The 14021-nt window shown below is 61.5% G+C and carries 11 protein-coding genes and 1 pseudogene; 3 read left to right on the top strand and 9 right to left on the bottom strand.

Annotation, left to right across the window (positions count from 1 at the left end; translation table 11 throughout):
- Window positions 1-154 precede the first annotated feature (154 nt).
- The 7 genes and pseudogenes from QX094_RS19515 to QX094_RS19485 form a co-directional block, all read right to left on the bottom strand.
- Window positions 155-1783, bottom strand: coding sequence for a PEP/pyruvate-binding domain-containing protein (locus QX094_RS19515; RefSeq protein WP_315718476.1), 1629 nt, complete (start codon window positions 1781-1783; stop codon window positions 155-157).
- An 11-nt stretch (window positions 1784-1794) separates the two neighbouring features.
- Complete coding sequence (locus QX094_RS19510) at window positions 1795-3720, bottom strand: hypothetical protein (protein ID WP_315718493.1); 1926 nt, start codon at window positions 3718-3720, stop codon at window positions 1795-1797.
- Window positions 3721-3860: 140 nt separating this feature from the next.
- The gene (locus tag QX094_RS19505; protein ID WP_315718475.1) at window positions 3861-4550 is read right to left on the bottom strand and encodes a CorA family divalent cation transporter; all 690 of its coding nucleotides are present in this window, start codon (window positions 4548-4550) and stop codon (window positions 3861-3863) included.
- Window positions 4478-6105 (bottom strand): annotated as a pseudogene (locus QX094_RS19500) (inorganic phosphate transporter). The gene QX094_RS19505 and the pseudogene QX094_RS19500 overlap by 73 nt, the downstream one beginning before the upstream one ends.
- Window positions 6106-6480: 375 nt before the next feature.
- Window positions 6481-6825, bottom strand: a complete 345-nt coding sequence (locus QX094_RS19495; RefSeq protein ID WP_315750188.1) for a hypothetical protein — start codon at window positions 6823-6825, stop codon at window positions 6481-6483.
- 279 nt (window positions 6826-7104) lie between these two features.
- A complete protein-coding gene (locus QX094_RS19490; RefSeq protein WP_315750187.1) occupies window positions 7105-8193 on the bottom strand; it encodes a hypothetical protein in 1089 nt (362 codons plus the stop codon).
- 224 nt (window positions 8194-8417) lie between these two features.
- A complete protein-coding gene (locus QX094_RS19485) occupies window positions 8418-9776 on the bottom strand; it encodes a hypothetical protein (protein ID WP_315750186.1) in 1359 nt (452 codons plus the stop codon).
- Between the two features lie 107 nt (window positions 9777-9883).
- On the opposite strand from QX094_RS19485, the gene groL reads away from it, so the two are divergent.
- The 3 genes from groL to QX094_RS19470 all read left to right on the top strand — a co-directional run bounded on the left by groL (window position 9884) and on the right by QX094_RS19470 (window position 13047).
- Window positions 9884-11506 (top strand): chaperonin GroEL, encoded by a 1623-nt coding sequence (gene groL / locus QX094_RS19480; RefSeq protein ID WP_316174855.1) that lies wholly within the window; start codon window positions 9884-9886, stop codon window positions 11504-11506.
- A gap of 156 nt (window positions 11507-11662) precedes the next feature.
- Window positions 11663-12517 carry a universal stress protein gene (locus QX094_RS19475; RefSeq protein WP_316188092.1) on the top strand — a complete coding sequence of 285 codons (855 nt, stop codon included), beginning with the start codon at window positions 11663-11665 and terminating at the stop codon, window positions 12515-12517.
- Between the two features lie 41 nt (window positions 12518-12558).
- Window positions 12559-13047 (top strand): DUF2267 domain-containing protein, encoded by a 489-nt coding sequence (locus tag QX094_RS19470; protein WP_316174857.1) that lies wholly within the window; start codon window positions 12559-12561, stop codon window positions 13045-13047.
- Window positions 13048-13240: 193 nt separating this feature from the next.
- Here the strand turns inward: QX094_RS19470 and QX094_RS19465 are convergent, their stop codons facing one another.
- Together QX094_RS19465 and QX094_RS19460 are read right to left on the bottom strand one after the other, a co-directional pair.
- Window positions 13241-13588 (bottom strand): cytochrome c, encoded by a 348-nt coding sequence (locus tag QX094_RS19465; RefSeq protein ID WP_316174858.1) that lies wholly within the window; start codon window positions 13586-13588, stop codon window positions 13241-13243.
- 58 nt (window positions 13589-13646) lie between these two features.
- Window positions 13647-13976 (bottom strand): hypothetical protein, encoded by a 330-nt coding sequence (locus QX094_RS19460; RefSeq protein ID WP_316174860.1) that lies wholly within the window; start codon window positions 13974-13976, stop codon window positions 13647-13649.
- Between the last annotated feature and the right edge of the window lie 45 nt (window positions 13977-14021).

Here is a 14021-nt window from a genome sequence, read left to right as displayed (position 1 = left end):
CGCTCCCTCCCCATCGAACGCTCTGGAACACCTGCAGGCTAATGTTAGACCATGACCGAGTTATGAGCTTAACACGGAGATATGACGGGCATTCGAGACCGTCCGCTTTTCCTTGTGCTCCGTCCGAAAGTTCTGCCGCAAAGGCTGCCGCCGATCAGGCAGCCGGTGCCGCCGCGACCACGTTCGCTCCGTCAAACTCGGAATCCTGCAAGCTGCGCCAGCTCGCCAGCTCCGCGAGTTCGGCTTCAGGCCGCCGCGCGACGATTTCGCAGCGACCGAGATAGATGCAGCCTGCATTGCCGTCGACGGTGATCCAATCACCTGCGGAAATGACCGCTTCACCAATGCGCGCCTGACGAGCTTCGCCATCAACCCGGATCGCGCCACACCCGACCACGCATGGTTTGCCCATCTGTCGGGCGACCAGCGACGCATGTGCGGTGCGAGCACCCACGGCGGTGACGATCCCGGCGGCGGCATCAAAACCGGCGACGTCAGCGGTGCTGGTGTCATGACGCATCAGGATGACTGGATCGCCCGATGCCGCGAGCCGCTCTGCGGAAGCGCTGTCGAATGCAACTCGTCCGGTTGCGACGCCGCTCGACGCCGGAATTCCGACGGCTGCGGGCTGCCCGGTTGCGACAAGCGAGGTCTCCGTGAGCGCGGTGAGGTCGATACCTTCGATCCTTCCGATCGCCTCCGCGCGCGTGGTCAGCCCTTCATGCACCAGATCGACCGCAATGCGGGTCGCAGCATACGGGGTGCGCTTCGCTGCTCGTGTCTGCAGGATCCACAGCCGGCCTTCCTCGATCGTGAACTCCACGTCCTGCACATCGCGAAATTCGCCCTCGAGCCGCTTGAGCGTGGCGCGCAATTGCTCCGCCACCGCCGGCAGCGCCCGCACGAGAGCCGCCTCCGTCTCCGGCGTCCGTCGGCCGGACACGACGTCCTCACCCTGCGAATCGAACAGCACGTCGATCACCGGCTCGCGCGCTCCTGTCGAGGGATCGCGCGAGAATGCGACACCCGCACCGGACGACGTGCCGCCATTACCGAAGACCATGGCTTGCACGGTGACGGCAGTGCCCTTCAGATGCTCCATCCCCTGCAGGCCGCGATAGGTCTGTGCCCGCTCGCTGGTCCAGGATCGATAGACGGCTCGTGCCGAACGTTCCAGCTGGAGCGCGGCATCCTCCAGCCAGCCGTCGTCGTCGAAATCTTCCAAGAGCTTGCGCTCATCGGAAGCCAGGCGCTCGAGCGCCTCGCTGTCCAGCTCGCGATCGTTGCTGACGCGTTCGGCAGCAATCATCTGGTTCAGACGCTCGGCCAGCGGAGCGGGATCGATCCCGAGGACCGTTTCGGCGTAGCTCTCGAGCAGGCGCCGCCTGCAGTCCCATGCCAGGCGGAGCCGTCCGGTCGCGCGAATGAGACCGCGCACGGCGCGGGACGTACAGCCGACGTTGAGAACAGTGTCCAGCATGCCGGGCATCGACCGCGCGGCGCCAGAGCGGACCGAGACGAGCAGCGGGTTGCGGGAGCAGCCGAACGATTTTCCGGTCGTCTGCTCGAGAAAGGCGATCCCCTCCTTCAGTCCTTCGACCAGTTGGCGCGTTGCGTGGCCCTTCCCGGCCACCACGTCCGCGCAAAGTTGCACGGGCAGCACGAAGGCAGGCGGAACCGGCAAGTCCAGCGCCGCCATTCTGGCGAGATTGGCCGCTTTTGCGCCGATGTCTTCCGCCGTGGGCAGCTCACGTCGGCCATCACCGATCCGTACGATCATCATCACATCATTCCTCAAGCCGAGAGGTCACTCATCGTGTAGCGTCGCAGCAGGTGGCCGAAGCCCGCCAGACAATCGGTTGCGCGCTCGATCGCTCGCGCGAGCTCCAGCGCAGCCAGCGATGCGGCGACGTCGAGCCCGCCGGAGAACACGCTCGCGGTGATCTCGCGCTCCCTGGCATCGGCCTCATGCTCCGCATCCATCAGCCGGGCAACGGCCGCAAGCGCATCCTCCGAATCCGCGCGGCGGCCTTCCTGGACCTCTGCGGCGGCAGCCAGTCCAGACGCCGCCTGCTCAGTTGCAGTGACGGTGATGGAGGCCAGACTTCCCAGCGCGGATCTGATCTCCGGCTTCATCGGCCCCGGCGCCAAAGACGCGATGAACGCGGCTTGTTCCAGCTCGTCGATCGTCTGCTCGATGCGATCAACGAGCTCGCCGATGACTGGCTTCGCATTGAGCCGTGCAATTTCAGCACGCGCTTCGATGGCGATCTTGTCGGCCTTGCGCTCGATCCGGCCAGCCCGTTCCGCTAGCTGTCTGACTGCGACCGGATCCGGATCAATCATGGACAAGGATTGCAGAACGAGCGCAGCGACATCGCGCGATAGGCCGATCTGTCGGAGTACCATGGCAAGCAGTGCGCTATCGACGCGATCGAGATGCCTGACGAGGTCGGCGCCGATCCGGTCACGCGCCAGCCGCGAGGACTGACCTCCAAGCAGAGCCTCGGTCGAAATCTGCAATGCCGTCTTGAGGAAGCTGACCGCGCCGTCCCGTCCCAGCACCTGATCGAGCCTCTCGCCGAAGCCGATGCGCGTGGGAGCCGCGCTACGAACGGCTGCACCGAGCAGTTCGTAGCCGCCGAGTTCCAGGAAGCCGCGGTGGCCGATCCGCTGGCGAGCCGCCCACTCCAGGATCCGTACCGCATCGTTCTTCGCGACCCAGCTGCGCAGCAGCTTGCGGGCTTTGTTCCAGTCGATCAAGAACACCAGCGACGCACCGATGACGGCGAGCAATTCGTCTCGATCATCAGGCCTGCCATACTCGTAGGATCCGGTGATGAGATAGAAGGTCCCGTCGTCCTCGAGTCCGGCGGCGGCATGCTTGTCCAACCCGCTCCATTTCAGCGGCCGACCATCGAACAGCGACACGAAGAATTTCGCGCGCGCAAGATGAATGTCGGTATAGGTGATCGTGACAGTACTTGCCGTTACGACGATGACGATCACATGGGCATCGGTGGTGCCGATGTCGTTCTGAATCACCAGGCGATCGCCCGCCCGTATCGCGGTCGCATCCAGCCCAGGATGGTTGAACTTGAGCGGTCGTGTCTCGTTGAGGCCACGCATGAAACTCGCGATCGGAGCGCGATCGGAGTCCTGGATGCCGAACACATGGGCCCCCGCGATGACCGCCTCTGACTGACTTGCGGCCAGACCGTTCAAAGCTTTGTGCAGATCCATCACCAGCCGATGGAGGCTGTCCGGCCCTTCATGGTCCACGCCCGTAAGACGACCAATGCGGGCGATCTCGATTTCCGGCGTCGCGTCGAGATGACCGGCGCTGCGGATCGAAGCCAGGCGCTTTTCGAAGTGTTGGCCTTCGGCCGGATCGCCAGCGGCCGCCGCGCTGATCATCGCGACGATATCGCCCTCGATGCTCTTCAGCAAAGGCGCCAGTCCCGGTGCAACGACCTTGTCGTCGCCGGCGAGATGAGCTCCGCTGATCAGCGTGACCAGCGCGGCAGGCGCAATTCCGGCGGCGCGACTCTCCATCGTGAGATCAGGCACGTTGCCGCGCGGTTGCTTTGCATGTTGTGCCGCCGCCTGCAGCGCACTGAGACGGAGCTTGATGCGATCGTTCGCCGCCAAGCCTTCCGCAACCAGTTGCGGCAACAGGATGTCGGGCTGTCCGAGCTCTTTGACGATGTCTGTCTTCATGGGCTGATGTCGCAGTCTGATGAAGCGCTTCGTAACAGCCATCGACCACAAAGGTCTTGCGCTGGATCATTCATGAAATTGTCACACTCGAAATCGAGCGCGCGGCATCCGCGGCTTGGCCATGAGGATGTATTGCCTGTTCAGAACGTCGTGGTCGTGCGCAGGCCGAATACGATCGCATCTGGAATTCGCCGAGTCTGCGTTGGATTGTTGGGATTGAGCCTTCCGCCACCTGGATGCATCACATATTCGATGATGCGCTCCATGGCTTCGGCGACGTTTTCGACGATCTGCTCGAACAGCACGGCTGCACTCTGAACCCGCTGACCGCCTTCGATCGCACGTCGCGTCACGTCGACCGCATGCGGTGCCTGATGACGTCCGCTGATGAGCAGACGCTCGGTCATCGCAAAGCGCAGCAATCCCGCCTCTTCGGTGGATCCGCCGATATCGCGCGCCAGGTCGGCGATCACGCCGTGCACGCATGCGTCGGATCCGTGCAACTGTTGATAGGTCTCCTTCGACAGCAGCAGCGCCCGGACAGCCGGCGACGGCTCAGCATTGGCCAGCCAGTGCAACGCCCGCGCATCGGCCAGATTGAAATGCAGCCAATACCACCCTTCATGGTCGAGATGCAGCGGGACGTCGTGGCCCAGCGCCTGGGGTGCGCCATCCGCCGTGAAGCGGAAGGCCCACACCAGTCCTTCGAGAGGCGGCACGGTCACAGCAGCGAGGGCCGCTCTGTCAGCGCACATCTTCAGAATATCCGGCTGAAGATCACGTAGAGCGATCCCGAGAGCAGGATCGCGGCGGGCAGCGTCAGCACCCAAGCCATCAACATGTTGCGCACGGTCGACATCTGAAGCCCGGAGCCGTTGGCCGCCATCGTGCCGGCCACGCCGGACGACAGCACGTGCGTGGTGGAGACCGGCAGACCGAACACGTCGGCAGCGCCGATCGTGGCAGCGGCGACCAGCTCGGCCGAGGCACCCTGCGCATAGGTCAGATGCGACTTACCGATCTTCTCGCCGACCGTGATCACGATGCGCTTCCAGCCGATCATGGTGCCGAGCCCCAGCGCGATCGCGACCGCGATCTTGACCCAGGTCGGGATGAACTTGGTGACGCTGTCGAGCGAGGCCTTGTACGCGTTGAGGGTCCCGATCTCGTCTTTGTTGAGATCGTTCTCCTTGTCCTTCATCAGGAAGCGGATCGCCTCGGAGGTCAGGTACATGTCGTTGCGGGTATTACCGACGGCGTCAGCAGGCACCTTGTTCAACGAGCCATAGGTCTGCACCTGGTCGCCGACATCCTTAACCAGCACGGCGAGCGAGGGATAGGTACCCTCATTGATCTTGCGCTGGGAGACGTAGAGCGTCACCGCGGGACGCGGATCACCGATCACGTTGTAACCGGCGCCTTCGCCGCGACCACCTTGGAGGCGGCCTGCGAGGTCTCCTGGAATTTGGCGATCTACGACTCCGGCAGCGTGCGGTTCAGCGCATAGGCTGTCGGAACCGTGCCGATCAGGATCAGCATGATCAGGCCCATGCCCTTCTGACCGTCGTTTGAACCGTGAGCAAAGCTGACGCCCGTGCACGTCAGGATCAGCAGGCCGCGGATCCACAATGGCGGCGCCTTCGGGCCCTCCGGGGCGGCGTAGAGCGCCGGGTTATGAACGAGGAATTTGAGCAGATAGAGAAGCGCCGCGGCGCAGATGAAGCCGACCAGCGGCGACAGCAGCAGCGCATAACCGATTTCGATCGCCTTGCTCCAGTCCACCCCGGAGGTGCCGTCGCGGCCGCGCAGCAGCGCATTCGCGATGCCGACGCCGATGATCGATCCGATCAGCGTATGCGAGGACGAGGCCGGCAGGCCAAAATACCAGGTACCGAGATTCCACAGGATGGCTGCGATCAGCAACGCGAACACCATAGCGAAGCCGGCGCTCGACCCGACCTGGAGGATCAGCTCGACCGGCAGCAGCGAGACGATGCCGAACGCCACCGCGCCGATCGAGAGCAGCACGCCGAGGAAGTTGAAGAAGCCGGACCACGTCACGGCAAACTCGGCCGGCAGCGAATGAGTATAGATCACAGCGTCCACCGCCTTGGCAGTGTCATGGAAGCCATTGACGAATTCGAAGCCGAGCGCAATCAGCAGCGCGACGAACAGCAGCATATAAGGAAGGTATGTAGTCACCTTGACGCCCGTGGCGTCGACGTCGAGATAGATGCTGTAGGCCACGAACAGCAGTCCCGCGGCAAGAATGCCGAGGAAGAAAATCAGGGTCAGTGGGTTGAAGCCCTTGTCCAGGTTCGGCCGTCCGGCCGGCTCGATCGGCCGTTCGTCTCCGACGGCTTGGTTGAGGGTGATATCGGCCATGTCGCTCGCCTTTTACTTGAGAGCCCGATAGTGAAGCGCGGATTTAAAGCGCAGATGACACCCGGTCGCACCGGCGCAACACAGCCTCTTTTGAGCTGACGGGTAACCTCGCTGGAGAGTGAGTCGCGAAGCATCGGATCTAGGACCCGCTGATTAAGAATCAGCAGTCAAGAATGATCTGGCTTGCTTGGGCCTTCCCGGGCACCGCACCAGTTTCGCACCAGAAACAACGAGGACAAAACACAACGAACGCGATCCATCCGGCATGAAAACGCAGCAAGATCAACGGAGCCGATTGATCTTCTGCCGCTCATAACGGTCTGGTTGCAGGTTCGAGTCCTGCCGGGCCCACCAATGAGCTCAAGAGTTTACGGCTCACGCGCCAAGTGTTTTTCGAGGTGAACCACCGTTTCGACCACCGAAACGTTCTGCTTGCGATCCCTCGAGGTAATCGCGGCCGCGGCCTCGCGCATGCAGTCCGGGATGATGATGGCCGAAGGTGTCGAGCAGCACCTTGACCGACATTCCGAGAAGGCCTGAGACCTGCCCCGGATAGCGTGCCGCTGCATGAGCCACGTCGCCGCCGTGTGGCGCAGCGTGTGCGGCGAGATCTTCCCCTCCTTCGGCAACAGCCCTGACAGCCGCACGCGTCTGTATGGCACGGTTGGCTTCACGTGCGGCGAGGACGCAGAGCCGGTCGTTAAGCTGGTTGGCCCGCACGGCAGCTGTACCACGCTGCCGGGCTGGACGCGCACTTCAGGCTCTATCCGGACGTGCGCCACGAAATGGGAATGACGCCGGCAATGTGGAACGATGTCTTGGACATGTTTCGAGGCGCACCTGGTGCCGATTGACGCGTTGAGCCCGCCGCATACGCCGCAAGGCCTACGACGCACATGTGGACGCGGCACACCTAGCCCAAGACCGCCTCGCATGTCCCCGCACCTTGACCTGCGATCCACTGAACGATCAGCGTATCGACTACTGCACACGGTTGCCTCAAGAAGCTGGTCCAGCGGGACTCTTATTGCCGGCAACAGGAACGCCGTGCAGCGGCGCGTATTTGGCTGCGAAATCCGAGCAGAGCTTGTTATGGTACTCGATAGGTAACGACGCAAGCACCGATGCGGCCGCCACCGCCCTTGCATCGTCCTTTGATTTCACGGTGATGTAGGCGATCATTCGGTGAAGTGTCAGAAAAATCGAGAAAAAGTTTCGTGTGTTGACGTAGAAGCAATGATTGCTTTCGAGCTTTGTGCCCGGCCGGTCCTGCCAATGCCGCTGCACGATTGCGGTCCCCGCATCGAAATCGGTAACGGCAAAATTGCCGTAGCCGAGCCGAGTAAATAGCGGACGATTGCTGAGAAACTTGGCAAGGTCGAGTTCCTGTCCACGCACGGCCCCGATCAACAGCATCTGATCCGCTACAGGAATGTTCTCACGGATCTGAAATCCTTTCGACAGTTCAAGCGCGCAGACTACGTAGCGCGGAAGGCGGGTCGTTTCCATCGCCTTTCCCTGTGCGGCCGGCGTGCACAGATCCTGCCTGACGAGTTGGGAGAGATGAGCAAGCGCGCCTGATACCCCGACCGCCTTCCCCTTCAAGAGCAAAGGCGCCGGGTCTTTCTCACGCAACGCGATTCCAATATCCAGCAGCCCGTCAAATTCATCGTCTGCAGGCAGGTCGATCTCGAGCATGGAAGACCAGCCGAACGGCCACAGCCAGATGGTTGACCGCACTCTCCCCGCCTTGTGCCACACGGCCTCGTTAAGCGTTAAGTCGAGATTCTTGGGCCTGCAGCGTAGAGGCCACACGAGATCGCAGGCATCTCCAAACGAGGTTATGGTCCCCGGGATATTGCTAGCGACCGCCTGATAGCGCGGCCAGAAGTGATTCCGACGCAGGTCGAATTCATCATTCAGTGGAAGAAGGACAAGGTTCGCGAGCTCAATCTTGGCCCCCTGGCTGCGCATCTCGCGATAATCACGAGAGGACCAAAGGAAGTGAACCCGTGGATCAAAATCGGCCGCAACGAACGGCTGCGACCAGAGGTGGACGTCAAAAACACAATAGACAGCGCGCGCCATTATCGATTTCCTCACAAGATCGATTTCCTCACAAGCGCAGCATCCCCGGCATCTCGCTTCGCCGGTCATCCGCAAACCATTGTCTTCTCGCGCTTTGCGCGCTATTCTCAACGAGCTGTACAGCTGGGCGACTGCCTAAATATGTCGCCAGTGCTTACCGACCAGGCGAGCAAGGCGGCAGCGATCTCCTGGGACCGGCCGCAAGGCCGGTCCCGGCCGGCTCTTCAGGTTAAGGTGAGCGGTTTCATTTGTGCAAGATCCTCGCGCCCGGCCGGCAACCGCGCTGCCTTTTCGTCAAAGTACATCCAGAGAAATTCGGTCGGCTCAAGATTGCCGGCTCTTGATTCCTTGATCGGGTCGAACATGGTCGGTTCGACTCCCCATCGGGCTGCTGCATCAATGGGTTTGATGAACTCGTCTTTATCGAACCATTCTTTCATTTCCGATCGGCACTTCGCATCAGGCGCCTTGAGCTGAAACCAGCCGAGCAAAATCCTGCCGCCATTGCTTGCAGGCACGACAAGCGAGCCGAAATATTGCTTGCCATCCGCGATCATCATAACCGGATCGAGCTTGCCCCCGGCCGCACGCACGGCTTTCTGAATGATCGGGCCGACCCTGTCGGTTTCCTGGACAATGCGCGCGTTGCGCTCCCAGGCGCCGATCATCGAAATACCTTGCAAGACGGCAGCCAAGATTCCGCCAAGCACAATTGCAGCGCCACACAGCGCGAGAAACGCGATCGCGCTCACAGTCGATCCGATCCCCGCAAAATGCAGCTGCAAGGAAGGAATGAGGTACGCCGTCCCAAGGAACAAAAGAGTCGAGATAAAGATGCTGAGTGTAACGGACTCGGTCGCGCCCAGTTCAACTCTTGACTCCTTGGGGGCGAATAGCCGCAAAATCATCAAGAAGAACGTGCCGGGAATGACGTACGACGCGAGGCGGAGCGAAACACCGCCCACGCTCTCAGTCCCGAAAAGACCGATGCTCATCTTCTTTTCCGCAACAGATGCGCCGGCGATCGTTTTGTTGTCCTTCACGTTTTGGAGCGAATAACTGACACTGAACGCCAGGTTCTCGTCCCGCTCTGCGATGCTGGAATCGGCTTTGAGGCACATTCTGCTGCGCACCAAAGTCGAACCGGGCTCAACGGTGCCGAGACCGATGGTGTCTTTCACGTCGCATGTGCCGTCTGGCCCGAGGCTTCCGATCTTCAAAGAAGGAGGACCAAACAAGCTAAGACCCGCGTCCATGATCCTGGCTTCGGTCGCATTCTCGATCCATATGCTGAAGCCCATCGTCTGGCCGGCGAGGATTTCATTGCGCGCGAGAATAACCGTCAACGCCGGCTTGCTGGGAGCATCGGCCCAGGTGAGGCCGGGAAGCAAGCAGGCCATCAGTTGAAGGACGATGGTCCAAAAAGCCCCATTGAGCCGAGGAATTGGAATAGAGCGCACGTCCCGCTCCCAATGAATTTCGCAGCGCAAGCTGCGCGGCGCGTTACCGCAGCAAAGCTGTTTTCTACCAAAGCTTGCAACAGCGTAGGCTTGCTCGGTGGGCAATGCAAGACCACTCGGCATCCGACCGGCGAGTTGCTCCCAGGCCTAGGCTTGATCAGGATCAAGCGTCCAAAACGGCGTCACTTCTATCTTGATCTGATGAAAGCCGTCCTTCTGAGGAGCGATTGATGCCTCACAAGCAGGTGCTGTTTCATTCCGCGGCCCGTGAAAAGATCCTGCGCGGAGCCTCGCTGCTTGCGGACGCGGTGCGCGTGACGCTCGGCCCCAAATCAAAATCAGTGTTGATCCAGAAGAGCTGGGGCACCCCGATCGTATGCAACGACGGCGTCACGATCGCCAAGGAATTTGACCTCAAGGATCCGGAGGAGAATCTCGGAGCGCAGGTGCTGCGCCAGGCCGCGGAGAAGACCGGCGATCTCGTTGGCGACGGAACAAGCACTTCGACGATCCTGGCACATGCGATTCTTGCCGACGGCGTCAGGAACGTGGTCGCCGGCGCCAGTGCCATCGATCTGAAACGGGGCCTCGACCGCGCTGCTCACGCGACGATAGCGGCCCTCCATGCCATGGCGCGCCCCGTCAAGACAAAGGCGGAAAGAGCTCAGGTCGCCACCATCTCGGCTCACAACGATCCATCGATTGGCGCGCTGGTCGCCGATGCGCTCGAGAAAGTCGGGAGCGATGGAGTGATCTCGGTGGAGGAATCCAAGACCACCGAAACGTCGCTCGACGTGGTGGAAGGGATGAAATTCGACCGCGGCTTCCTGTCGCCCTACTTCGTGACCGATGCCGATCGCATGGAAGCGGTTCTCGAAGAGCCATTCATCCTGTTGTGCGACCACAAGATCAGCGCCCTGCGCGACATCATTCCGCTGCTCGAACAGATCGCAAAATCGGCACAACCGCTCCTGATCATCGCCGAAGACATTGAAGGCGAGGCGTTGGCCACGCTCATCGTCAATCAGCTTCGCGGCGTGCTCAAAGGCTGCGCCGTCAAGGCGCCCGGTTTTGGTGAGCGACGCAAGGCGATGTTGCAGGATATTGCAATCCTCACCGGCGCCCAGGTCATCTCCGACGATCTTGGTTCGAAGCTTGAAAACGCCACTTTGCAGCAGTTGGGACATGTCGCCCGTGCAGTTGCCGACAAGGAAAACACCACGCTGATCGGCAGCAAGGGCGAACGCAGCCAGATCGATGCGCGGCTGCAACAACTCCGCCGCGAGATCGAGAAAACGACCAGCGAGTACGACAAGGAAAAGCTTGAGGAGCGGCTCGCCAAGCTGTCGGGCGGGGTTGCCGTTATCCGTGTCGGAGCGCCGACTGAAGCTGAGATGAAATCACGAAAAGAGGCGCTTGACGACGCCATCAGTTCGACGAAGGCGGCCGTTGCAGAAGGTATCGTTCCGGGCGGCGGGCTTGCCTTGCTTCGATGCATCGAAGCCGTCGGCAAGGAGGAAGCACTCTGCGAAGGCGACGAAAAGACCGGTGTACAGATCTTGAAGCGCGCGCTCGAGGCCCCCGCTCGCCAGATCGCGGAGAACTCGGCAACGGATGGCGGCGTGGTCGTGGCGCGCATGCTGAGTGGCGTCGGCAATTTCGGTTTTGACGCCGCGCGCAAGCAATATGTCGATCTCGTCGAGGCCGGCATTGTCGATCCCGCGAAGGTCGTTCGGACAGCCCTCGAGAACGCGGTGTCGGTTGCCGGCATCCTCCTGCTCACCGAGGCGACGATGACCGAAATCGCGGAGCCAAAGCGCGAACGGCTAGCGGAACCCGAAATTCCGGTGTGACGCTAGACCACGAAACGGGGCCGTGCCCCCTCCCCCGAGCGGAGCACAACTTTGCGGCGGACCGGCTGGTGACGGCCGGCCATTGACTGTTGATTCAAGTCAACATGCCGCTTCATCCGACGGAGAGTATGGATTGGGTCCCGGAGGGAGGTCGTCGTGATCAATATCAACGACATTCTCGTGTATATTCCGACCGAGCAGCCACCGCAGCCTGTCGTCGATGCCGCCGTCTCGTTGGCTGCCCGGTTCGACGCCCATCTCGATGCGATTGCAGTCGGATACATCCCGCCCAGTAGCGCGTATGTGGTCGATGGAGGCGCGGGCGCAGCAGTCGCCGCTTCAGAGATCTTCGAAATGGAGCGGCAACGCGCCGCCCAACGCAGCGCGGCTGCACTCGCCATTTTCGAGACGGAAGCCCGGAATGCGAACATCTCTCACGCAAGCCGCTCGGTCGAGGACCTGCCCGGTGAAGCCGCGTCCGCGCTCGGCGCTGCGGCCAGGCTCTATGGACTGACGGTGGTCCTGCAGACGGACGCAACACAGGACAGCTACGACACTAGGACTGCGACGGAGATCCTGCTCCAGGCGGGCGGACCCGTCCTGTTCGTGCCGCATATCTTCCGCGGCACCTTCAGGGCCAACCGTATCGGCATCTGCTGGGATGGAAGCCGCCTTGCCGCCCGCGCCTTCAAGGACGCAAGACCGTTTCTTTCTCAAGCAGAAGCGCTGGTCACGATTTCGATCAATGAGGCGCAGGTTGCTCCCACCGAGGCCTCAGCGCGGAAACTGACTGAACATATGGCTCGCGCCGGACTTACGACAACGCTGCTCGAGTTGACGGCAGAGCATTCCGAAATTCAGCCGTCCATCCTGTCCCTGGCCGCCGACGAAAGTCTCGACATGCTGGTGATGGGGGCATATGGGCATTCCCGCCTGCGGGAAGGCATTTTCGGCGGCGTCACCCGTGAAATGCTGAGGACGATGACGATCCCGACCCTGCTGTCACATTGAATCGAGGCTGACATCCGTGCTCACCGATCATGACAACGGACGTGATTGCGGAGACGCCGTCGATCCGGAATGCCTCTATTGTGGCCAATCTAGGAGAACGCATCATGAGCGTAACAGGCGTCACCGCGCTGGATCACACCATTCAGGAGACCAATCTCTGGCTCAAGGCGATCGAGGAGAAGCTGGAGCTCGGTAGTCGTCAACAGGCCTACAACGCGCTCCGGGCTGTTCTGCATGCGTTGCGCGATCGCGTACCTCCGGAGGTGGCGATCAAGCTTGGCGCCCAGCTGCCGATCCTCCTGCGCGGGATCTACTACGAGAACTGGCACGCGGCGGGAACGCCGACCAAGGAGCGACATGCCAGCGACTTCGCGGATCACGTCGCCATGGAGCTGCCCCAGCAGTTTCCCATCGCGCCGCTGACCGTCATTCGCGGGGTGTTCGAGATCGCGTGGGAGAAGCTCGATCCCGGTGAATTTGAGAAACTGATGCACCATCTGCCGGTGCAGATCCGCGAATTGAAATCGTAGTCCGGTCATCTGGCCGCGCCCGGCACGTCCGCCGCGCACTCAGCGACGGGACGCCTTCGTACCGGCCCAATCGCGTGTCGCCAGACCAGCGGCGATGCCGCCGGACCGTCGAATGGACCGCGCAGCCGGCCAAGTGAGCTTCCCAAGTGAGCTTCGATGTGCAGGGATCAGCGCTTTCCTGAGCAGCGAGCATTCATTTCCTGACTGCAAGAATGTAGAGGTAGCTCATGATCGCGTACACGTCCTCGTCGGAAAATTCGATTTGCGGCATGTCCCTGTGCTTCGACACCATGCCTTCCGACAGCTCCGCCCGCAACTCGCGCCGATTGAACCGGGCGTAGATATCGCGCATCGGCGGAGCATTCTCGAGCGGGCTTTCGCCAACCGATTTTATCGCATGACAGCGCCCGCATCTTTCCTGCAGGATGGTCCTGCCTCGTTGCGCTGCCTTGCTGAGGTTCGCGGCGTCCACGTTTGTCGGCCAACACGAGAGCAGTCCGACGAAGAGGCCCAGAGCCCGAAACTTGAAACGCCCCGACATGCGTCTGGCTCTCCGCGGCAATCTAACAGCCCCGCCCGTTGCTCGAGTGCAAGCGGATTTAATAGCAGACCCGCACGTAATGCACATGCCGCCTGTGCCGGACAGCTCGGACATAGCAGTCGCCGTATCCGTACGGTCCCCAGAACGGTCCTGGCCCCCAATACGGTGCCGGTGGGTAGTAATAGACTGGCCCCGGATAGCCGTAATAGCGATACGGCCCCCAATAGCCGCCGCCGAGGGCCGCGCCGAACAGCGCGCCGGCAGCCAGGCCGCCGACGATTCCCGCGGCAATGCGCCCGTTGCGAGCGTCGGCACCCGTCGGTGCAAGCAGCGCGAGGGTCAGGACAGCCGCGGTCGCAACCGTGCCAATCTTCTTCTCGAAGCTCATTTCACCCCTCCTGTGCTGTTGCCTAAGAGAACGCAACATCGCGTG

It is taken from the genome of Bradyrhizobium sp. SZCCHNS1050 (assembly GCF_032484785.1).
Taxonomy (GTDB): Bacteria; Pseudomonadota; Alphaproteobacteria; order Rhizobiales; family Xanthobacteraceae; genus Bradyrhizobium.
The sequence above is the reverse complement of the archived record's forward strand: the minus strand, read 5'-3'. Positions and strand labels throughout refer to the sequence as shown.